We start from the raw sequence: 21022 nt of genomic DNA, 5'->3' as shown, positions 1-21022 counted from the left end.
GGTGCTCATGTCAGCAATTCGCTCATCGGCAAGTAAGGCAGCATTTGCCCGCGCTGGAAGCAATGACCGGCCGGGACATCAAGCAAGCCGTCGGCCCACACGGCCGAGGTCAGCACGCCCGAGCTTTGGTTCGGGAACAGGTCCAGTCCGCCGGCCTCGTTCAAGCGCACGCGCAGAAATTCGCGCCGACGGTCGGCCTTGGGCCAGTCGAAATCGGCGCGCAACATGAAGCCGCGCGGCTGCAACTTGCTCGCCCCTTGCAGCCGCAAGATCACCGGCCGCACCAAGAGCGCAAAGGTCACGAAGCTGGACACCGGATTGCCGGGCAGGCCGATGAACCAGGCCTTGTCCGCCACACGGCCAAAGGCCAAAGGCTTGCCCGGCTTGATCGCGATCTGCCACAGATCCAAGCTGCCTTCGGCCTGCACGGCCGGGCGCAAATGGTCTTCTTCGCCGACCGAGACGCCGCCCGAGGTGATGATCAAATCTGCTTGAGCCGCCGCTTCGCGCAGCGCCGCCCGGGTGGCGTCGAGCTTGTCGGGCACGATGCCCAGATCGATCACCTCGCAGCCCAGGCCTTGCAGCATCGCCCGCAGCGTGAAGCGGTTCGAGTTGTAGATCGCTCCAGGCTTGAGCGGCTCGCCCGGCATCACCAACTCGTCGCCGGTCGAAAACAGCGCCACACGTGGCCGGCGCGCAACCGTCAGCTGCGCCGCGCCGACCGAGGCGGCCAGGCCCAAGGCCGCCGCATCCAGCCGGCAGCCCGCGGCCAGCACGGTGGCGCCCTGCTCCACATCCTCGCCACGGCGGCGAATCCATTGGCCCGCCTGCACCTCGGCATTGACGCGCACGCTGCCCAAACCCTCGCCGGCCACCGCCTCGCACTGCTCTTGCATGATGACCGCATCGGCGCCGATGGGAATCTGCGCGCCGGTAAAAATGCGTGCCGCCGTGCCCGCTTGGTGGACCGCGCCGACCACGCCGGCCGGCACCCGCTGAGCGACCGGCAGCACGCTGCCCGCCGCCTGCACGTCGGCCGCACGGAGCGCATAGCCGTCCATGCTGCTGTTGTCGGCCGGCGGCACATAGATCAGGGACACCACGGCCTCGGCCAGCACGCGGCCGAGCGCATCGGCGGTGGGCAAGGTCTCGCTCAAGCCCAGCGGCTGCACCGTGGACAGCAGGCGCTGCAGCGCTTCGTCAAGGCTCTGCAGGGCGGGCCGCTTCGTTGTCGCTTCAGACATGAGTTTCAATGAAGGCCTTGACCGCTTGGGCGTCCACCGGCAGCACCGACACGCGCTTGGGCAGCGACTCGATGTTTTCCAAACCGGCCGGACGCGGCGGGGTCAGGTTCAGCGCCTCCTCGATCGTCGCGGCGAACTTGACCGGCAGAGCGGTCTCCAGAACCAGCATGGTGACGCCGGGCTGACGGTTTTCGAGCGCAACCTTGAGGCCGTCGGCGGTATGGGTGTCGACCATCACGCCGTATTTTTCGAAGGTCGCGCGAATCGTCGCCAAACGGTCGGCATGCGTGCTGCTGCCGGAGACGAAGCCATAAGGCTGAATCTGCGCATGCTCGCTAGCACTGATCTCGAAACGCCCAGCGCTGGCGATGGCGTCATCGAATAGCGATTTGACACGCGCTCCATCACGCCCCAGCAGGTCAAACACAAAGCGCTCGAAATTGCTGGCCTTGGAAATATCCATCGAAGGGCTGGAGGTCTCATGCGTGTCGGCCGCGCCGCGCACGCGGTAGACGCCGGTGCGGAAGAACTCGTCCAGCACATCGTTCTCGTTCGTCGCGACGACCAGATTCGCAATCGGCAGCCCCATCATGCGCGCGACATGGCCGGCGCAGACATTGCCGAAATTGCCGGACGGGACGGTGAAGCTGACCTTCTCGTCGTTCGACTTCGTGGCTTGAAAATAGCCGGCGAAGTAATAGACAACCTGAGCGAGCAGACGCGCCCAGTTGATCGAGTTGACGGTGCCGATCTTGTATTTGCGTTTGAAGTCCAGATCGTTGGACACCGCCTTGACGATGTCCTGGCAATCATCGAACACGCCTTCGATGGCGATGTTGTGGATGTTGGCGTCTTGCAGGCTGAACATCTGCGCTTGCTGGAACGGGCTCATGCGGCCATGCGGGCTGAGCATGAAAACGTTCACGCCGGCCTTGCCGCGCATTGCATATTCGGCCGCGCTGCCGGTGTCACCGGAAGTGGCGCCCAAGATGTTGAGCGTCTCACCGCGGCGCTTCAGCTCATATTCGAACAGCTGGCCCAGCAACTGCATCGCCATGTCCTTGAAGGCCAGGGTCGGGCCATTGGACAAGGCCTGCAGCGCCAAGCCCGGCTCCAGGACCTTCAGCGGGGTGATTTCGGGCGTGCCGAAGACCTCGGCCGTGTAGGTGCGCTGCGCAATCGCACGCAGATCCTCGGCCGGGATGTCGTCGATATAGAGCGACAGGATCTCGAAGGCCAGATCGGCGTAGTTCAAGCCCCGCCACTTGCTCAGCGTCGCTGCGTCGATCTGCGGATAGCTGACGGGCAGATAGAGGCCACCGTCGGGCGCCAGGCCTTCGAGCAGGATTTCGCAAAAGGCCCGTTCGGTCCTGTCACCACGGGTACTGATATACCTCATGCCAACTCTTCCTTGCGCAGCCGCACGATGGGCGCCAACACCGTCGGCAGGCCTTGCATACGGGCCAGCGCGCGGTTCATCCGCCCTTCCACCGTCTCATGGGTCAGGATGATCAGATCGGTCTGACGCTCACCCTCAGCGGACTCGCGTTGCAGCACCGCATCGATCGAGATATCGCTTTCGGCCAGGATGGCGGTGATGCTGGACAGCACGCCGGCCTCATCGGCCACGCGCAGGCGCAGGTAGAAACTGGTCACCACCTCTTCCATCGCGAGCACCGGCGTGTCGCTCATCGCGTCGGGCTGGAAGGCCAGATGCGGCACGCGGTGGTCCGGGTCGGCGGTGTGCAAACGGGTGATGTCGACCAGATCGGCGATCACGGCGGAAGCGGTCGGCTCGGCGCCTGCGCCCTTGCCGTAGTAAAGCGTCGTGCCGACCGCGTCGCCCTGCACGACGACGGCGTTCATCGCGCCCTCGACATTGGCGATCAGGCGCGCCATCGGCACCAGGGTCGGATGCACGCGCAGCTCGATACCATTCTCGCGCCGGCGCGTCAGGCCCAGCAGCTTGATGCGGTAGCCGAGTTGCTCGGCGTACTTGATGTCGACCGCCTGCAACTGGGTGATGCCCTCGACATGGGCCTTGTCAAACTGCACCGGGCTGCCGAATGCGATCGCGCTCATCAGGCTGATCTTGTGCGCGGCGTCAACGCCTTCGATGTCAAAGGTCGGGTCGGCCTCGGCATAACCCAAACGCTGCGCTTCCTTCAGCACCACAGCAAAGTCCAGACCCTTGCTGCGCATTTCGGACAGGATGAAGTTGGTCGTGCCGTTGATGATGCCGGCGATCCACTCGATGCGATTGGCCGTCAGGCCTTCGCGCAAGGCCTTGATGATGGGAATGCCGCCGGCCACGGCCGCTTCAAAAGCCACCATCACGCCCTTGGCCCGCGCGGCCGCAAAAATCTCGGTGCCATGCACGGCCAGCAAGGCCTTGTTGGCGGTGACCACATGCTTGCCGGCGTCAATCGCCTCCAGCACCAGGGTTCTGGCGACACCGTAGCCGCCGATCAACTCGACGACGATATCGATCTCGGGGTTGGCAATGATGGCGCGCGCATCGCTGACGACGGTCACGTCGGGTCCGACGACGCAGCGGGCACGCTCGACGTCGAGGTCAGCAACCATCGTGATCTCGATGTCCCGGCCGGCGCGGCCGCGAATTTCTTGGCTGTTGCGGCGCAGCACATTGAAAGTGCCGCTGCCTACGGTGCCAATGCCCAGCAGGCCAACTTTGATCGCTTTCATGGGGATTCTTTCTGGTCTTCGCTAAAAAACAATCAGGGCCGGCGATTAACGCCCGGCCCGCTTGCGGTAATGCGTGAGGAAACGCTCGATCCGCCCGACCGCGTCCCGGAGGTCATCGGAGTTGGGCAAAAACACGAGCCGGAAATGATCGGGGGCTGTCCAGTTGAAGCCCGTCCCTTGCACGATCAATACCTTTTCCTCGGCCAGCAGTTCATAGGCGAACTGCCGGTCATCCTCGATCGGATAGATCTTCGGGTCCAGGCGGGGGAACATATACAAAGCCGCTTTCGGCTTGACCACGCTGACGCCAGGAATCTGCGTCAACAAGTCATAGGCCAAGTCACGCTGACGGCATAAGCGGCCGCTGGGCGCGACCAAATCATTGATGCTTTGGTAGCCGCCCAAGGCGGTCTGAATCGCCAACTGGCCCGGCGTATTGGCGCACAAGCGCATCGAGGCCAGCATATTCAAGCCGGTGATGTAGTCCTGCGCATGGCGCTTCTCGCCCGACACCACCATCCAGCCGGCGCGGTAACCGCAGGCCCGGTAATTTTTGGACAAGCCGTTGAAGGTCAGGCACAGCACATCGTCGGCGAGTGCCGCGATGCTGGTGTGGGTGTTGCCATCGAACAGCGTCTTGTCGTAGATCTCATCGGCCATGATGATCAGCTGATGCTGGCGGGCGACTTCAACGATTTGCTGCAAGACGCTGTCGGGATACAGCGCGCCGGTCGGGTTGTTCGGGTTGATGACGACGATGGCCCGCGTGTTGGGCGTGATCTTGCGCTTGATGTCCTCGATATCGGGCATCCAGTCGCTTTGTTCGTCGCAAACATAGTGCACCGGCGTGCCGCCGGACAAGGCCACGGCCGCCGTGTAGAGCGGGTAGTCGGGCGCGGGCAGCAAGACCTCATCGCCGGTATCCAGCAAGGCATTCAGCGCCATCACGATCAATTCGGAGGCGCCGTTGCCGAGATAGACGTCGTCAATGGTGACGCCGGCGATCTTCTTTTCCTGGCAGTAATGGACCACCGCCTTCCGCGGCGCGAACAAGCCTTTGGAGTCGGTGTAGCCGGCCGCAGCGGGCAGGTTGCGGATCATGTCCTGCACGATCTCGTCGGGCGGCTCGATGCCGAAGGCGGCGATATTGCCGATGTTCAGCTTGATGATCTTGTGCCCTTCTTCCTCCATCTGCCGGGCCTTGTCGAGCACGGGGCCGCGGATGTCATAGCAGACATTGGCCAACTTTCGGGACTTGAGCGTGGGCTTCAACAAGACGTGAACTCCTCAGAAATGGCGGCGAAACAAGGCATGGGCAGCTGGGTGAAGCGAGTCGGCGCGAGAAATGCTGCGCCGCAAAACATACAATTTAATCACAGGCTGGCAAGCCGGCAGCCAGCGGCGGCGCACGCCGCACCGAAACTCGCCGTAACTTGCCCTCCCTTCAACGCCCAGCCCAAGCTCTAGCAGTCAATATGAAATTTCAACTCGATGAACCGCAAGGCGGCAACAGCATTTCGAAGCACGATGGCCGGTCGGTCTGGGTGAACGGCGAGGCCTACGGTTCCAGCTTGCTGGTGCCCTGGCGAGGTGAGGTGCAAGCGTGGGCTTTGAGCCGCTTCGATGAGCTGAGCGGGTCACATTTCGAGCAAATACTGAGCTTGAAGCCCGAGCTGGTGATTTTCGGCAGCGGCGCGCGCATCAGGTTTGCCAAACCGGCGCTGTATCAAAGCCTGATACAGGCCAGAATTGGCGTCGAAACCATGGATCTGGCCGCAGCCTGCCGCACCTACAACGTGTTGGCGAGCGAAGGGCGCAACGTTTTGGCAGCCCTTTTGATCGAGGTTTGAAAGCCCGGCAGGCCTCGTTTCGCCCCTTGCGGCCCCTTGCGGCCTCTTGCGGCTCTAGAGCGCGCATCGACCTCGGAAGCGCTCCCCCTAGGGTACCAAAGCAGTCTCGCCCGACGGTCATGCCGAACAACGTATAATCAACGGCTATGCCTACTCGGGCGCATCATACATACAACGCCACATGACGCCAGCGCTCAACAAACCCCTCCCGGAAATTGAAGCCCTTGCCACGGGAGGCGTGAAGTTCACACCGCACACCTATTTGGGTCACGCCGTGGTGCTGTTCTTCTATCCCAAGGACAACACACCGGGTTGTACCACCGAGGCCATGCAATTCCGTGATCGCTACAAGGATTTCGTGAAATCCGGCACGGTAGTGCTGGGTGTGTCCCGCGACAACATGGCCTCGCATGACAAGTTCAAGCAGACCCTGGAGCTGCCTTTCGAGTTGATTGCCGACACCGAAGAGAAGCTTTGCCATATGTTCGGCGTGGTCAAGAACAAGATCATGTACGGCAAAAAGGTCAAGGGCATTGAGCGCTCTACCTTCTTGATCGACGCCAGCGGCGTGTTGCGAGCCGAATGGCGCGGCATCAAGGTGGCCGGCCATGTGGACGAAGTCCTCAAGGAAGTGGGCAACCTGAAGAAGGAAATTGCCTGAGCCTTTCGGCTCCAGCATCAGAACCAAGCCAAACCGGCCCGCGCTATTGAAGCCCGGCCGGTTTTTTTCTGCCCGCAAGCGATCTTTGATGTCACTGCAGTTTGTGCATAATGGGCTCATGCCCGAGAGCCGCAAAGCCAAACCCAAAAGCCGTACAGCTGTCTGTGCGGCTTTTGTTTTTTCGCATGCCAGGTTTTATACCCTCCCGACCACCGACTCCCTCAACGCAGACTGACAACCACCATGCCACTGCCCAAGCCCCCGACCAAACGAGCAAGCCGTCTAGAGTCTTCCGCCTTTGAGGCCAATTTGGCAGTCAGCAAGTCCGATGCGCCTCGCAAGCAGCCGCCATCCGCAGCCAAGCCTGCCTTGACGGCGGCCGCGATGCCGGCGGCGACCCAAGCCGCGCCGGCAGCTGTGACTGCAGCGTCCCCCGCCCCTAGCTCGAAGCCAAGCGGCAAAGGCTTGGCCGCCGTGCCCACAAGCCCGGACGTGCAAACGACTTTTGCCCCACCAAGGGCGACCGGCGCCAAGCCTCGCGCGACCGCAGATCAGGCGGCCAAGGCCGGCCCCGCCCTTGGCTCTCAGCCCAAAGCCGCCAAGTCGAAAAAGACCGCGGCCGCTGCGCCCAAGCTGTTTGTGCTGGACACCAATGTGCTGATGCATGACCCGATGTGCTTGTTCAGGTTTGAGGAACACGACATCTATCTGCCCATGATCACGCTGGAGGAAATGGACGGGCACAAAAAAGGCATGACCGAGGTGGCGCGCAATGTGCGCCAGGTCAGCCGCGAGCTCGACAACCTGGCCGGCGGACTCAAGAGCAGCGGCCTGGAGGAGATGGCCAAGGGCCTGCCGCTGAACCACACCGGCCACCGCGAGGCCGGCGGCAAGCTGTTCTTCCAGACTCAGCTGGTCGACGCCCCGCTGCCGCCGGGCCTGCCGCAAGGCAAGGCCGACAACCAGATCCTTGCCGTGGTGACGGCGCTGAAGCTGAAGGAGCCGGGCCGCGAGGTCGTGCTGGTGTCCAAAGACATCAATATGCGCATCAAGGCGCGCGCCTTGGGCCTGCCGACCGAGGACTACCGCAACGACAAGACGCTGGAAGATTCCGACCTGCTCTACACCGGTGTGCAGGCGCTGCCGGCCGACTTCTGGGAGCGCCACGGCAAGACGATGGAGAGCTGGAGCCAGGGCGGTATCACCTTCTACCGCATCAGCGGGCCGCTGGTGCCTTCGCTGCTGGTCAACGAGTTGGTCTATCTGGAGGCACCCGGTGCCGCCCCTCTGTATGCCAAGGTGCTGGAGATCACCGGCAAGACCGCCGTGCTGCGCACGCTGAAGGACTATGGCAACCAGAAGCACAAGGTCTGGGGCGTCACGGCGCGCAACCGCGAGCAGAACTTCGCGCTCAATCTGCTGATGGACCCCGATTGCGACTTCGTCACGCTGACCGGCACGGCCGGCACCGGCAAGACCTTGATGACCTTGGCGGCCGGCCTGTCCCAAGTGCTGGACGAGCGCCGCTATTCCGAGATCATAGTCACCCGCGTGACCGTGCCGGTGGGTGAAGACATCGGTTTCCTGCCCGGCACCGAGGAGGAGAAGATGAGCCCCTGGATGGGTGCGCTGGATGACAATATGGAGGTACTGGGCCGGGGCGACAACGCGGCCGGCGAGTGGGGCCGCGCCGCCACCAATGACTTGGTGCGCAGCAAGATCAAGATCAAGAGCATGAACTTCATGCGCGGCCGCACCTTCTTGAACAAATACGTGATCATCGATGAGGCGCAAAACCTGACCCCCAAGCAGATGAAGACGCTGATCACGCGGGCCGGCCCCGGCACCAAGATCGTCTGCCTGGGCAATTTGGCGCAGATCGACACGCCCTATCTGACCGAAGGCAGCTCGGGCCTGACCTATGCCGTTGACCGTTTCAAGGGCTGGGCCCACAGCGGTCATGTGACGCTGGCACGCGGCGAGCGCTCAAGACTGGCGGACTTCGCCTCCGAAGTGCTCTGACACAGGAGCCTGCTCGGACTAGTTCTCAAGGGCGACCCAGCGGTCGCCCTTCTTACTTTTCAGATTCGACAATGAGCTTCTATATCTCCGACCTTGACGGCACCTTGCTGGACCAGCAGGGTCGACTGGCGCCCAGTACCCGAACGGGCCTGCTGCAGCTTTTGGACGAAGGCCTGACCTTCACCGTGGCGAGTGCGCGCCATGTCTCATCGATCCGGCAAATCCTCGGCGACTTGCCGCTGCGCCTGCCCGTTATTTCATCGAATGGTGCCTACATCAGCGAGATGGCGACGGGCCGGCACGAACTGGTGCATTCGATCGACCCGGCCTTGGCACGGGCCGTTTTCGCGCTGATCCGCCAGCATGGTCTGATGCCCTTCATCTCGACCCATGGCCCCAAGGGCGATCAACTCTTCTACCAATCGGTGCACAACGAGGCGCAGCAGGCCTTTGTCGACGAGCGCCTGCGCAATGCCGACCCGCGCCTGCGACGCAGCACCCGCCTGCAAGACGAGTTGACCGATCCGGCCGTGACCTTTGTGGTGGTAGAGCGCGAGGCGCCGCTGGCGGCGCTGCAAGCGGCGATCGACGAGCTCTGCGGCGACGCGGTGGAAACTCATCTGGCCGAGGATCTCTACAAACCCGGCTGGCCCTGGCTGACCGTCCACGACCGGCGCGCCACCAAGGACCAGGCGATCAAGACGGTGGCCGAGCGCTATGGTCTGGCCGAGCGCGAGGTGGTGGTGTTCGGCGACCATGTCAACGACATCAAGATGCTGCGCGCCGCACACCGCGGCATCGCCGTAGCGAACGCTATTGCAGCGGTCAAAGACGAGGCCCATCAGGTGATCGGGCCCCATCACGAGGACGCGGTGCTGCGCTTTATCGACGCCGACTGGAAGCGCTGAGCGTCAAGCTCTGTTCAGCAGGCCACCCAACAAGCCGGCCAAGTCACCCAGACCACCCGCACCGGTCGCCGGCACTTCGCCATGCGGCGTCAGCATGTCGATGATCTGCGGCAGCATCTGGCTCAGTTGCGAGCCGGCCTCGGCATGCGAGACACCGGCCTGGCCAGCCAGTTGCGCCATCAAATCGCCGCCCAGGGCCGAGCTGAGTTGATCGCCGGAGACCGGCTGATTGGCGCCCTTGGACACCCAGGACTGCACTTGCTCACCCAGGCCCGCGCCTTCCAGTTGCTTCAACAAACCGCCCAAGCCCCCTTGTGCCGAGCCATTGGCCAACAGGCCCGAGACGATGCCGACCCAGTCCGGGCCACTGCCGCCGGCGCCACCATGGCCGGGGCCCGCCAAACCTTGAGTCACCGCACCGATCAAAGAATCCATCAAACCCATTTTTCGCTCCCAGATTCAAAACCACGATGCCATTCATCGCGCGCCGATTGTCTATGCAGATCCGTAGTCCCATGTGACAAAGAGTTAGCTTCTGACAAAGTTTTCCCCATGCTCACCAAAGCGCCGCGCATCTCACACGAATCCGGGATTACCCTGAGATTGCGGTAAAATGCCCGGCGCCACACCCGACTTAGCTCGGGCTTTCCCTTGTTTTTCATTGCTTACGCGCCCGACTGCTTGACACCCGCAACAGCCCCCGCCTAAGCTGCGCGCCGAACACCATGCTCGACGCCAGCCTCTGCCAAACCTCCCCGTCAAAGAAGAAATCGACCCTGTGCCGCCTGAGTGCCGGCGGGGTTGGCTTGGTCTTGTGCGTCGCTATGGCAGCTCAGGCGCAAAGCACCCCGCCACCGGGCATGGTCACCGGGGCCTGGGGCTTCAGCCAATTGCAAGCCAACGTCTTGCCTCAAACCGTTCAACTGCCGGTCATTGCGCCCGCTGTCGCGGCGGCTGCTTCGAGTGCTGCCGCGCCACCCCCAGCCAGCACTACGCCCCAGAACTCAGCGGCCGACCCGGTCAGTCGGTTTTTACAGGAACGGGGCTTCTTGGCGCCAGGCTCATCGGAGCCCGGGCGATTGCTGGACCAGGTGCGCGACGCCGCCTCTGGCCTAGTGATTGCTTCGATGAACTTCCTGGGCGTGCGCTACACGCGCGGCGGATCATCGGTGGAAAGCGGCTTTGATTGCAGCGGCTTCACCCGCCATATTTTCGAATCCAGCGTCGGCATGATCTTGCCGCGCCGCGCCGATGAGCAGGCCAAGATGTCCAATCTGCTGACCGTCAAGCGCGACGAACTCAAGCCCGGCGACCTGGTGTTCTTTAACACCATGAAGCGCACCTTCTCGCATGTCGGCATCTATGTCGGCGAAGGCAAATTCATTCATTCACCCCGTGTCGGCGGCGCCGTGCGGGTAGAAGACATGCGTGAAGCCTATTGGTCCAAGCGCTTCACTGGCGCGCGCCGGGCCGACCTCAAGGGCGGCGCCGACGGCTCGCGCTGACTAACTATTCAGTTCGTTGAGCGCATTTCTAAGGCCGTAGAAAATCCCGCTCCACCCAGGCTTGGGCGCTGCCCTCGGTCAGCTTGAAGCCGGCGCTGACCTTCACCTGTGCCAAGGCCTCGCCATCGGCATTTTTGGCAGTCAGCGTGGCATAAGGGTTATCTTCATCGGGCACGATGTCCAAGAGCACCGTCAAGCGGCCCTTCTCGCTGTCGATTTTGAGGCTTTTGTGCAGTTGCGCATGCAGCTGCTGCTCATGCCGGCGCAAGACCTCGGAGGCAGTTTTCACCAGCGTGTGAAAAGCCGGCGCCGACAAAGGCTTTGGGTTCTTTTTGTCACGCCCCATGGTCCAGGGCCCGACCAGCGCCGGCTCGGCCTCGCCGGCCAGGGTCATCGCCACCGCCCAGCCCTCATCGTCTTCGTTCTTGATGACCTGGGCGGTCCAGCGCTCATCGCGCCAGAGCAGATCGCCCTGGGTCCATGTGTCTTCGGCGTTCAGCGCCATCTCTACCAACTGTGTATTCATACAGCGACGATATCACGCCAGCTTCGCCACCAGGGTCAGGATGTCATAACTGGCCACCATTTCGCCGCGCTGGTTCATCACCTGCACATCCCAGGCGACCACGCCTTGTGGCGGCTGGTCCGGGCGATTGCCGCGGTCGATGCGGCGCTTGCAGGTCAGCCGCGCCTGGATGGTATCGCCGATTGCGACCGGGTTGACGAAGCGCAGCGTGTCGAGGCCGTAGTTGGCCAAGACCGGGCCCGGTGCCGGCGACACGAACAGGCCGGCCGCCGCCGACAGCACGAAATAGCCATGCGCAATGCGCTGGCCAAACTGCGTGTCCTTGGCGGCGATCGCGTCAAAGTGCATATAGAAATAGTCGCCCGAGACGCCGCCAAAGTTGACGATATCGGCCTCGCTGACGGTGCGCCGGTGGGTCAGCAGCGAGTCGCCAATCTGGATCTCTTCAAAGTGCTTGCGGAAGGGGTGAACCGCGTGTTCCTGCACCTTGCCGCCGCGCTGGTATTCGCCGGTGATGGCAGTCAGCATGGTCGGGCTGCCCTGCACCGCACAGCGCTGCAAATAATGCTTGATGGCGCGCGAACCGCCCAACTCCTCGCCGCCTCCGGCGCGGCCCGGCCCGCCGTGTTTGAGCTGCGGCATCGGCGAGCCGTGGCCGGTTGACTCCTTGGCCGAATCGCGGTCCAGCACCAGGATGCGGCCATGGAAGGCTCCGGCGAAATAGACCGTTTGGGCGGCGATGGCCGGCGTCTTGGTGACCACCGACGCCACCAGGCTGCCGCGTCCTTTGGCGGCCAGGCTCAGGGCCTGATCCAGCTCCTCGTAAGGCATCAAGGTCGAGACCGGACCAAACGCTTCCAGATTGTGGACCGCGTCATTGGCGAAACCGTCGCGGCAAAGCAGCAGCGTCGGTGCGAAGAAGCAGCCTTCGCTAACGCCCTCACCGATCGGCGCAAAGCCGTCACGCTCGCCGAAGATGATTTCATTGCCGGCGCTCAGCGCCGCCAGACGCTCGGCCACATCGGCCTGCTGTGCCTTCGAGGCCAGCGCGCCCATGCGCACCCCTTCGACCGCCGGGTCACCGACCTTGATCTTGGCCAGCCGTTCGCGCAAGCTTGATGCGACCGCATCGATATGGCGGGCCGGCACGATCGCACGCCGAATGGCCGTGCATTTCTGCCCCGCCTTGGCCGTCATCTCTTTTGCGACCTCCTTGACGAACAGATCGAACTCCGGATCACCGGCCTCGACATCGGGCGCCAGAATTGCGCAATTCAGGCTGTCGGCCTCGGCATTGAAGGGAATCGAGCGGCGCACCAGATTGGCGTTCACACGCAGCATGGCGGCGGTGTCTGCCGAGCCGGTGAAGGTGACCACATCGGTCTCCTCCAGGCGATCGAGCAGATCGCCGGAGCTGCCAATGATCAGCTGCAAAGCGCCGGCCGGCAGCAGGCCGCTGGCATGAATCAAGCGCACGCAAGCTTCGGCCACAAAAGAGGTCGCGGTGGCGGGCTTGACGATGCAAGGCATACCGGCCAGAAAACTCGGCGCGAATTTCTCCAACATGCCCCACATCGGGAAATTGAAGGCATTGATGTGCACGGCCACACCGCGCTTGGGCACCAGCACATGGGAGCCGATGAACTGCCCTTCCTTGCTCAAAGGAATCGCGGGACCTTCATGCAACACATTGCTGGACGGCAGCTCGCGCCGGCCGATGCTGGCATAGGCAAACAAGGTGCCGATGCCGCCCTCGATGTCGATCCAGTTGTCGCTGCGCGTGCCGCCGGTATGGGCCGACATCGCGTAAAGCGACTCCTTGTGCTCCATCAGATAAGTGGCCAAGGCCTTCAGGCAGGCGGCGCGCTGCTGGAAGTCGAACTTCAGCAGCGAGGGCAAGGCCTGCGTCCGGGCGAAGGCCAGGCTCTCGGCGAAGTCGATCTCGTCGGCATGGGTCGAGGCCACGGCGCGGCCGTTGATGGCGCTGTGCAGGCTGCGCGCCGCTTCGGTGCCGACCCAGCGGTTGGCGATCAGGCTTTGAAGAACAGGGGTTTGGGTGCTCATAATTGTCTCGATATATTTTGCAAATAGCGTCAAGCCTTGACGGCATTGATGCCGCCAAAGAACAGATCGGCGACCATAGGCGCCACCGCTTCATAACTCAAATCGCCATCTGGCTTGAGCCAGGTAAAGGTCCAGTTGATCATGCCGAACAAGAGCATGGTCAAGGGCTTGTGCAGCTTGGCCGCGCTCAACTCCGGCCGCATCGCCGCCACCGCGTCGGCAAAGGCGGCGACCACACGGCGCTCGATTTCCAGCAAGCGGGCGCGGTCATCGTCGTTCAAGAACTTGACGTCCTCGGTCAAGACCCGGTGTTCGTTTTGCGCCTCGCCATAGGCCTGCACAAAGCGCGCGATCAGGCTACGCAGCAAGGCCTCAGGGCTCAAGCTTTGCTCGCGCGCCTGCGCTTGCACCTCGGTGACCAGGGTCTCCAGCCATTGCACATGGGTCTCGCAGATCTGCATCAGCAGCTCATGCTTATCAAGCACATAGTGGTAGAGCGTCGGCTTGGAGACGGCGCAGGCCTCGGCCACCGCATTCATCGAGGTGCCGGGGTAGCCCTGGTTCGCAAACAGGCGCGCCGCGTTGCGCAAAATTTCATCGCGCTGATTCTCAAAACCGGGGGCGCGTCCACGAGCCATGGCTGCTCAGTCCTCAGCGTTCATCGAAGGAAATCACCAGGCGCGCCGTCTTGGCATGGGCTTGGCAGCTGAGGATGAATCCCGCTGCCACCTCGGCCTTGTCGAGCGCAAAGTTCTTGTCCATGCGCACCTCGCCCTCCAGCAGCTTGCAGCGGCAGGTCGAGCAGACCCCGCTCTTGCAGGAAAACGGCATATCCATGCCGGCGCGCGCGGCCGCGTCGAGCAGGCTGGCGTCGGTCTTGGCAAACTCGATCTCTCTGCTGATGCCGTCACGAATCACCGTCACGCGGGCGCTGTCGGCATCACCGGCCATGACCTTGTGCGGGGCCGGCCGGCCGGTTTGCATCTCAAGCGTGCCGAAGCGCTCGACGTGGATCCGCGCCTCGGGCAAGCCGGCCTCCTTCAGCGCGGCCTCGGCCGCTTCATTCATCTCGAAGGGGCCGCAAACAAAGACATGGTCGATGCTCTTGGCCGGCAGCAAGGCCTGCATGAAATCGCCCAACTTGGCGGCGTCGATGCGCCCGGCCTGCAGCGGCGAATCGACATGTTCGCGCGAGAACACATGGTGCAGCGAGAGCCGCGTCATATAGCGGTTCTTGAGATCCTCGATCTCCTCCTTGAACATCGTCGAGGCCTGCGAGCGGTTGCCATAGATCAGCGTGAAGCGGGCCTGCGGTTCACGCGCCAGCAGCGTCTTCATCAGGGACAGAATCGGCGTGATGCCCGAGCCGGCGGCAATGCCGACATAGTGGCGCGCTTCAGCCGGGGCCGTTGCGACATTGCCAAAGCGGCCCTGCGGCGGATAGCTTTCGATCACCGCGCCCGGCTGCAACTGCTGGTTGACCCAGGTCGAGAACGCACCGCCCTCAACCCGGCGCACCGCCACACGCAACTCGCCGTCATCGACCGCAGAGCAGATCGAATAGCTGCGGCGCAGATCCTGGCCATTGATCTGCTGGCGCAGGGTCAGGTATTGCCCGGCATTGAATTTGAAGGACTCGCGCAGCGCCGCCGGCACGTCAAACGAGACCACGACCGCTTCGTCGGTATCGGGCGTTATGGCGCGTACCGTCAGGGGATGAAAATGCAAGCTGCTCATGGCCGCGCTCTCTTCTAAATGGGTTTGAAATGTTCGAACGGCTCTTGGCAAGCCAGGCAGCGGTATAGCGCTTTGCAGGCGGTGGAGCCGAAGGCCGAAAGCTTCTCGGTGTGTTCACTGCCGCAACGCGGGCAGGCCAGCTTATTCAAGGACGCACGGTGCACCAGCCGAATCGGCTGAGCCTCGGCCGACAAGACCCGCCCGGGTGGGGCGATGCCATAGGCGCGCAGCTTCTCGCGGCCGGCCTCGCTGATCCAGTCGGTCGTCCAGGCCGGTGCGCGCTGCAGGGTGATTTGAATCTCGCCGAAGGCGGCCAGCGCGGCGCGCACATCGTCTTGAATCAGCTCGGTGGCCGGGCAGCCGGAATAGGTCGGCGTCAGCACCACCTCCAGCCCGCCCGCCGTTTCATGCAGGCCGCGCACGATGCCCAATTCGCAGAGCGAAATCACCGGCACCTCGGGGTCGGGGATCTGGCTGAGGACTTCCCAAGCGGCGGCCAAGCGCCCGCAGGGGCTGGGCTGCAAACTCACCATTTACCCCCGGGGTAGGCGCGTTGCAAATACTGCAATTCGGCCAGCAAATGGCCCATATGCTCGCTATGCACGCCGCGTCGGCCGGCCGACACATAGGCACTTGGCTTGGGGTGAGCCAAGCCGGCGTCGGTCAAGACCTCGTTCAGATGGGCGGTCCATTCGGGCCGCAACTCGGCCCAGGACGGGCCCAGGCCAGAGGCTACCGCAGCGGCATCGACCGCATCGGCATCGAACAGCTCATTGAACAGCGGCCAGCACAGGGCTAATGCGGCAGACGTACGGGATGCTGACTCTTCGGTGCCATCACCCAGGCGCACGAGCCAATCGGCCGCATGCTGCTGGTGGTAGGCGCTCTCTTTGACCGCCTTGGCGGCGATCGCGGCCAATTCCGGGTCGGTCGAGCTTTGCAGGCGCCTCCATAGCAGCAGCAGCCAAGTCGCCACCGCGAAGTTGCGCACCTGCGTGAAGGCAAAGTCGCCGCGCGGCAATTCCATCAGCACCGGGTTCAGGTACTGGCGCTCCTCGCGCAGAAACGCCAGCTGATCTTCGTCATGGCCCTGCCCGTCCAGATGAGCAGCATGGGTCAGCAAGGCGCGTGCTTGGCCAAGCAGGTCCAAGGCCATATTGGCCAGGGCCAGATCTTCTTCGAGGATGGGCGCATGGCCGCACCACTCGCCCAGGCGCTGGGCCAGGATCAGGCAGCTGTCGCCGATGCGCAGCAGGTATTGGACTTGCGGACTGGTGCCGACTTGAATGGAGGCTTGGCTCATGGTTTGGGCTCCCGCCGGGCCGCCCCAAGGGAGGCCAGCGCCCCCTCGGGGGGCAGAGAACGAAGTGAACGTGGGGGCTTCATGTCTTTACATATGGTTGATGGCATCGGGCAACTCATAGAAGGTTGGGTGGCGGTACACCTTGTCTTCCATCGGGTCGAAGTACATGCCCTTCTCGCCCGGGTCCGAGGCAACGATTTGGTTCGACAACACCACCCAGATGCTCGTGCCTTCTTGGCGCCTGGTGTAGACCTCGCGGGCCATCTGCACCGCCATCTTGGCGTCGGCCGCGTGCAGGCTGCCGCAATGCTTGTGGTCCAGCCCCGCCTTGCTGCGCACAAAGACTTCCCACAGCGGCCATTCGTTTTCGCTACTCATGCTGCTTGCTCCTTCTTGATCGTTTGTTTACGGGCATGGGCGAGTGCGGCTTCGCGCACCCAGGCACCGTCGTCCCAGGCCTTGACGCGGGCGGCTAAGCGCTCGCGGTTGCAAGGCCCGTCACCGCCGACGACGCGCCAGAACTCGGCCCAGTCGATGGCGCCAAAGTCGTATTCGCCGCGTGCTTCGTTCCACTTCAGATCGGGGTCGGGCAGCGTGATGCCGAGCAATTCGGCCTGCGGCACCGTCGCGTCGACAAACTTCTGGCGCAACTGATCATTGGTGATGCGCTTGATGCCCCAACGGATCGACTGCTCGGAGTTCGGCGAGTCCTTGTCGGCCGGGCCGAACATCATCAGCGACGGCCACCACCAACGGTTGACCGCGTCCTGCACCATCGATTTTTGCGCGGCATTGCCCTCGCGCATCATCACCAGCAGCGATTCATAACCCTGACGTTGGTGGAAGCTTTCTTCCCGGCAGACGCGGATCATCGCCCGCGCATAGGGCGCGTAGGAGCAGCGGCACAGCGGCACCTGGTTCATGATGGCCGCGCCGTCGACCAACCAGCCGACCACGCCGATATCGGCCCAGCTGGTGGTCGGGTAATTGAAGATCGAGCTGTACTTGGCCTTGCCCGAATGCAGCGCATCAAGCATCTGGTCGCGGCTGGTGCCCAGCGTTTCGGCGGCCGAATAGAGATAGAGGCCGTGGCCGCCTTCGTCTTGCACCTTGGCCAGCAGAATCGCCTTGCGCTTGAGCGTCGGCGCGCGGCTGATCCAGTTGCCCTCGGGCAGCATGCCGACGATTTCGGAATGCGCATGCTGGCTGATCTGGCGCACCAGCGTCTTGCGGTAATGCTCGGGCATCCAGTCCTTGGCCTCGATGAAATCGCCCGCATCGATGCGGGCCTCGAACGCCGCCTCGCGCGCAACATCTTCCGGGCTCTTGACCTTGGCGGCCGCGTCCTGCGGGCCGACACTCATTGCTTGGGTATACATACTTGCTTCCTTGATTAAGGCTCAGCCCTCGGGCTCGCTGGGGCCGTGCAGCGCCACCACCGGCTTGCCCTTGATGCGGTAGGAGCGCCCCCTGAACACGGCAATCAACTCATCCGCCTGATTGGTGATGGTGATGTCGTAAACGCCGGTGCGGCCGGCCAGCGAGGTTTCCTTGGCGACCGCCTTGAGCCGGTCACCCAGCCTTGAAGGTGCCACGATATCGATCGAAAAACCCGAGGCCACGGTCAGCTCGTTATAGGAGTTACAGGCAAAGGCGAAGGTCGAGTCGGCCAGCGCCGTCACCATGCCGCCATGGCAGATGTCGAAGCCGTTGAGCATGTGCTCAGTCACCGTCATCGCCAGCGTCGCCGAGCCGGGGCCGATGGCCAGCACATCCATGCCCAGCGCCTTGCTGGCTCGGTCATTGGCAAACATGCCGTCGCGCACGGCTTCGGCAATCTCTTGTGAGGTCATGAAAAAATCTCCCGGCTCAACGGTCGCTGAACTTGGGCGCGCGCTTTTGCAAAAAGGCCGCAGCGCCCTCTTGATAGTCGTCGGCAAAGCCGAGCCGGCTTTGCAGCGCCGCCTCCAGCTTCAAGGCATCTTCAAACTCCAGCCGGCCCGCCGCGTCAAAGGCGCCGCGCGTTTCGGCCATCGCCCGCACCGGCATCTGGCTCAATCGCTGCGCGAGCGCTTGTGCGGTGACGGCCAAATCCTCGTCCGGCACGCAGCGGTAAATCAAGCCCATCGCCTGCGCCTCGGCGGCCGGCAGCTTCTCGCCCAACAAGGCCAGTTGCATGGCACGGGCGCGACCCACCAAGCGCGGCAGCAGCCAGGTGCCACCGCAATCGGGGATCAAGCCGATCTTGGAGAAAGCCTGAATAAAGTTGGCCGACGCCCCGGCGATGACCAGATCACAGCCCAGCGCCAAATTCGCGCCGGCCCCCGCTGCCACGCCGTTGACGGCGGCGATGACGGGAATCGGCATGCTGCGCACACGCAGCGCCAGCGGGATGTAATAGGCATCAAGGAGATGGCCGATGTCCTTGGGCGCCTCGCCCGGCTGCAGATTCGGATTGACCAGCGGGTCGGACAAGTCCTGACCGGCACAAAAACCCCGCCCGGCGCCGGTAATGACCACGCAGCGCACGCCGGCATCCAGGGCGGCGGCATCCAGGCCGGCGCGCAACTGCGCCAGCATCGAAGACGTGAAGGCATTCAAAGCGGCCGGCCGGTTGAGGGTCAGCGTGCGCACCGCACCGTCTTGGCTAATCTCGATCAAAGCTTCATTCATGGCGGGCCTCAGCAGTCAAAGAAAGCAGGTTCTGGAGCGACGGAAATACCCGAAAACACTCTTGACCGACCGGTCGGTAGATCGTAAGGTGGACATTGATTTAGCGCAAGTCGGCCGAGCCTGGTAAAAACCCTAGCCCCCCGACCCCCAACCGATTCAAAAGGATTCATCCGATGCCCTGCTATGCCATCGACGGCGTGATCCCCGTCGTCCACCCGAGCGCCTATGTGCACCCGACCGCCGTGCTGATTGGCGATGTGATCGTCGGCCCGGGCTGCTATATCGGCCCCTTGGCCAGCTTGCGCGGCGACTTTGGCCGCATCGTCTTGCATGCCGGCGCGAATGTGCAGGACAGCTGTGTGATGCATGGCTTCCCGGCCTCGGAGACGGTCGTTGAGGCCAATGGCCATATCGGCCACGGCGCAGTGCTGCACGGCTGCGTGGTGCGCCACGACGCCTTGGTCGGCATGAATGCGGTGGTGATGGACGAGGCCGAGGTGGGCGCCTACAGCATCGTCGCCGCCTGCGCCTTTGTGCGCGCCGGCATGAAACTGCCCGAAAGATCCTTGATCGCCGGTCTGCCCGCCAAGGTCATGCGGCCCTTGAGCGAGGACGAGATCAAGTGGAAGCTGGCCGGCACGCAAACCTATCAAGACCTGACCCTGCGCTGCCTGGCTTCGTTGCAAGAGGTTCAACCCCTGGCCGAGCTTGAGCAAGGGCGACCAACTTTACCCAGCCAGAGCCACAAAACCTTGGCGGCCAGCAAATAGCATTGCCAATCGGCTCACGCCCCCGGCAGCACCCGCACCGCCGCCGCCAAGGTTGCCACCAAGGCCGGCGGCAAGGTCCAGGGCCGTGCGCGCGGCAAGGCGTAATCACTGGCTGCCGAGCAAGCCGCCGAGGCTGCGGCAACAGCCCACCGCAGATGCTGCTCGGGTGCGGCGTTCGGCTCGTGTATCAAGCTGAACAGCAGCCCCGCCGTCGACGCGTCGCCAAGTCCACGGGTGGGCCCGTCGATCAAGGACTCGAGCTGCGGTGGCGCCGCATGCCATTCACCGGCACCACAGTACAAGGTCGCACCGAGAGTCCCACGGGTCAGCAACAAGGTCGCACCCGGATTCCAGGCGCTGATTTGGGCCAGACCCGAGTGATAGTCGGCGCTGCGGAACAGGCCGAGGAGATCGTCGGTCGAAACCTTGATGACATCGGCCAGGCTGCACATGCGCTTCAAACTGTCGTCATAACGCGAATCCATGACGGAGCGAAAACCGGGGGCGTAACTGATCTTCTTGCCCTCGGCCTTGAGCCCTTCGGCCAAGGCCTCGAGCCGTTGCGCCAGCGGTGGGCGCACCAAACCGAGGCCGCCGAAATGAGCCCAACGCAGCGCCTTGACCCAACCGGCAGGCAAACTCTCGGGGCGAAAGTGCAAATCTGCACTGTCCGCGCCGATGAAGAAACCATCGGGCGCTTCTTCCTCATCGATGAAGTTCAGCAGTGGCGGCCTAGGCAGTTGCTGCAGAAAGCGCAGATCCAGATTCGCGTCGGTGCAGGCTCGCCAAATTTCCTGCCCGAAAAGATCCGAGCTGATGGCGCCCGCATAGGCACTGAGCTCGCCCAAACTGGACATCGCCATCGCCACCTGCCAGGGCGAACCCGCGCAAGCGCTGCGCCACGAGGAGTCCGCATCTCTGACGAGATCAATGCGCACTTCTCCGAAGGCTACGAATCGCGCTAGGTCGGGGTGGAGCATTTGCATCGCATGTGGCATGCCCGCATTCAAACAGCCTGTGTCATTTAGGGCAATCCCCCAGGGTGGTGAGATA

22 protein-coding genes are annotated in these 21022 nt (G+C 63.1%); 6 read left to right on the top strand and 16 right to left on the bottom strand.

The window, feature by feature from the left end:
• Window positions 1-5 precede the first annotated feature (5 nt).
• Genes LNV07_RS02085 through LNV07_RS02070 form a run of 4 tightly spaced genes read right to left on the bottom strand, consistent with a single transcriptional unit; the run spans window position 6 to window position 5222 of the window.
• Window positions 6-1244, bottom strand: coding sequence for a molybdopterin molybdotransferase MoeA (locus LNV07_RS02085; RefSeq protein ID WP_263569499.1), 1239 nt, complete (start codon window positions 1242-1244; stop codon window positions 6-8).
• Complete coding sequence (gene thrC, locus LNV07_RS02080) at window positions 1237-2643, bottom strand: threonine synthase (protein WP_263569498.1); 1407 nt, start codon at window positions 2641-2643, stop codon at window positions 1237-1239. Before thrC ends, LNV07_RS02085 begins: the two co-directional genes overlap by 8 nt.
• Window positions 2640-3950, bottom strand: coding sequence for a homoserine dehydrogenase (locus LNV07_RS02075; RefSeq protein ID WP_263569497.1), 1311 nt, complete (start codon window positions 3948-3950; stop codon window positions 2640-2642). Before LNV07_RS02075 ends, thrC begins: the two co-directional genes overlap by 4 nt.
• Window positions 3951-3995: 45 nt before the next feature.
• Window positions 3996-5222 (bottom strand): pyridoxal phosphate-dependent aminotransferase, encoded by a 1227-nt coding sequence (locus tag LNV07_RS02070; RefSeq protein ID WP_263569752.1) that lies wholly within the window; start codon window positions 5220-5222, stop codon window positions 3996-3998.
• A gap of 203 nt (window positions 5223-5425) precedes the next feature.
• Between LNV07_RS02070 and LNV07_RS02065 the strand changes: the two genes are divergently transcribed.
• The 4 genes from LNV07_RS02065 to LNV07_RS02050 all read left to right on the top strand — a co-directional run bounded on the left by LNV07_RS02065 (window position 5426) and on the right by LNV07_RS02050 (window position 9391).
• Window positions 5426-5800: an Mth938-like domain-containing protein gene (locus LNV07_RS02065; RefSeq protein ID WP_263569496.1), complete on the top strand. Its 375-nt coding sequence runs from the start codon at window positions 5426-5428 to the stop codon at window positions 5798-5800.
• Between the two features lie 181 nt (window positions 5801-5981).
• Window positions 5982-6461, top strand: a complete 480-nt coding sequence (locus tag LNV07_RS02060) for a peroxiredoxin (protein WP_263569495.1) — start codon at window positions 5982-5984, stop codon at window positions 6459-6461.
• Between the two features lie 243 nt (window positions 6462-6704).
• A complete protein-coding gene (locus tag LNV07_RS02055) occupies window positions 6705-8483 on the top strand; it encodes a PhoH family protein (protein ID WP_263569494.1) in 1779 nt (592 codons plus the stop codon).
• A gap of 71 nt (window positions 8484-8554) precedes the next feature.
• The gene (locus LNV07_RS02050) at window positions 8555-9391 is read left to right on the top strand and encodes an HAD family hydrolase (protein WP_263569493.1); all 837 of its coding nucleotides are present in this window, start codon (window positions 8555-8557) and stop codon (window positions 9389-9391) included.
• A gap of 3 nt (window positions 9392-9394) precedes the next feature.
• On the opposite strand, the gene LNV07_RS02045 is transcribed toward LNV07_RS02050, so the two are convergent.
• Window positions 9395-9826: a YidB family protein gene (locus LNV07_RS02045; protein WP_263569492.1), complete on the bottom strand. Its 432-nt coding sequence runs from the start codon at window positions 9824-9826 to the stop codon at window positions 9395-9397.
• Between the two features lie 290 nt (window positions 9827-10116).
• On the opposite strand from LNV07_RS02045, the gene LNV07_RS02040 reads away from it, so the two are divergent.
• A complete protein-coding gene (locus LNV07_RS02040; RefSeq protein ID WP_318013664.1) occupies window positions 10117-10896 on the top strand; it encodes a C40 family peptidase in 780 nt (259 codons plus the stop codon).
• A gap of 28 nt (window positions 10897-10924) precedes the next feature.
• On the opposite strand, the gene LNV07_RS02035 is transcribed toward LNV07_RS02040, so the two are convergent.
• The 10 genes from LNV07_RS02035 to LNV07_RS01990 all read right to left on the bottom strand — a co-directional run bounded on the left by LNV07_RS02035 (window position 10925) and on the right by LNV07_RS01990 (window position 19199).
• Entirely contained in the window at window positions 10925-11422 is a 498-nt protein-coding gene (locus LNV07_RS02035; RefSeq protein WP_397545513.1) for a hypothetical protein, read from the bottom strand.
• A gap of 12 nt (window positions 11423-11434) precedes the next feature.
• Window positions 11435-13486 carry a phenylacetic acid degradation bifunctional protein PaaZ gene (gene paaZ, locus LNV07_RS02030; RefSeq protein ID WP_263569491.1) on the bottom strand — a complete coding sequence of 684 codons (2052 nt, stop codon included), beginning with the start codon at window positions 13484-13486 and terminating at the stop codon, window positions 11435-11437.
• A 29-nt stretch (window positions 13487-13515) separates the two neighbouring features.
• Window positions 13516-14124: a TetR/AcrR family transcriptional regulator gene (locus tag LNV07_RS02025; protein ID WP_263569490.1), complete on the bottom strand. Its 609-nt coding sequence runs from the start codon at window positions 14122-14124 to the stop codon at window positions 13516-13518.
• Window positions 14125-14137: 13 nt separating this feature from the next.
• Window positions 14138-15223, bottom strand: a complete 1086-nt coding sequence (gene paaE, locus LNV07_RS02020) for a 1,2-phenylacetyl-CoA epoxidase subunit PaaE (RefSeq protein ID WP_263569489.1) — start codon at window positions 15221-15223, stop codon at window positions 14138-14140.
• 14 nt (window positions 15224-15237) lie between these two features.
• Window positions 15238-15756, bottom strand: coding sequence for a 1,2-phenylacetyl-CoA epoxidase subunit PaaD (gene paaD / locus LNV07_RS02015; RefSeq protein ID WP_263569488.1), 519 nt, complete (start codon window positions 15754-15756; stop codon window positions 15238-15240).
• Window positions 15750-16526, bottom strand: a complete 777-nt coding sequence (gene paaC / locus LNV07_RS02010) for a 1,2-phenylacetyl-CoA epoxidase subunit PaaC (RefSeq protein WP_263569487.1) — start codon at window positions 16524-16526, stop codon at window positions 15750-15752. Before paaC ends, paaD begins: the two co-directional genes overlap by 7 nt.
• An 87-nt stretch (window positions 16527-16613) precedes the next feature.
• Complete coding sequence (paaB, locus tag LNV07_RS02005) at window positions 16614-16904, bottom strand: 1,2-phenylacetyl-CoA epoxidase subunit PaaB (protein WP_263569486.1); 291 nt, start codon at window positions 16902-16904, stop codon at window positions 16614-16616.
• Complete coding sequence (paaA, locus tag LNV07_RS02000) at window positions 16901-17905, bottom strand: 1,2-phenylacetyl-CoA epoxidase subunit PaaA (RefSeq protein ID WP_263569485.1); 1005 nt, start codon at window positions 17903-17905, stop codon at window positions 16901-16903. Before paaA ends, paaB begins: the two co-directional genes overlap by 4 nt.
• A 21-nt stretch (window positions 17906-17926) precedes the next feature.
• Window positions 17927-18379, bottom strand: a complete 453-nt coding sequence (gene paaI / locus LNV07_RS01995) for a hydroxyphenylacetyl-CoA thioesterase PaaI (protein WP_263569484.1) — start codon at window positions 18377-18379, stop codon at window positions 17927-17929.
• Window positions 18380-18395: 16 nt separating this feature from the next.
• Complete coding sequence (locus LNV07_RS01990; protein WP_263569483.1) at window positions 18396-19199, bottom strand: enoyl-CoA hydratase-related protein; 804 nt, start codon at window positions 19197-19199, stop codon at window positions 18396-18398.
• 173 nt (window positions 19200-19372) lie between these two features.
• On the opposite strand from LNV07_RS01990, the gene LNV07_RS01985 reads away from it, so the two are divergent.
• On the top strand, window positions 19373-19969 hold the full coding sequence (locus LNV07_RS01985; protein ID WP_263569482.1) for a phenylacetic acid degradation protein PaaY: 597 nt from the start codon (window positions 19373-19375) through the stop codon (window positions 19967-19969).
• A gap of 14 nt (window positions 19970-19983) precedes the next feature.
• Here LNV07_RS01985 and LNV07_RS01980 read toward each other — a convergent pair whose 3' ends face one another.
• Complete coding sequence (locus LNV07_RS01980) at window positions 19984-20949, bottom strand: PfkB family carbohydrate kinase (RefSeq protein ID WP_263569749.1); 966 nt, start codon at window positions 20947-20949, stop codon at window positions 19984-19986.
• Window positions 20950-21022 lie beyond the last annotated feature (73 nt).

The sequence above is a fragment of the Roseateles oligotrophus genome (assembly GCF_025717515.1).
Taxonomy (GTDB): Bacteria; Pseudomonadota; Gammaproteobacteria; order Burkholderiales; family Burkholderiaceae_C; genus Paucibacter_A; species Paucibacter_A oligotrophus.
This window is presented reverse-complemented; position numbering and strand designations above follow the sequence as displayed.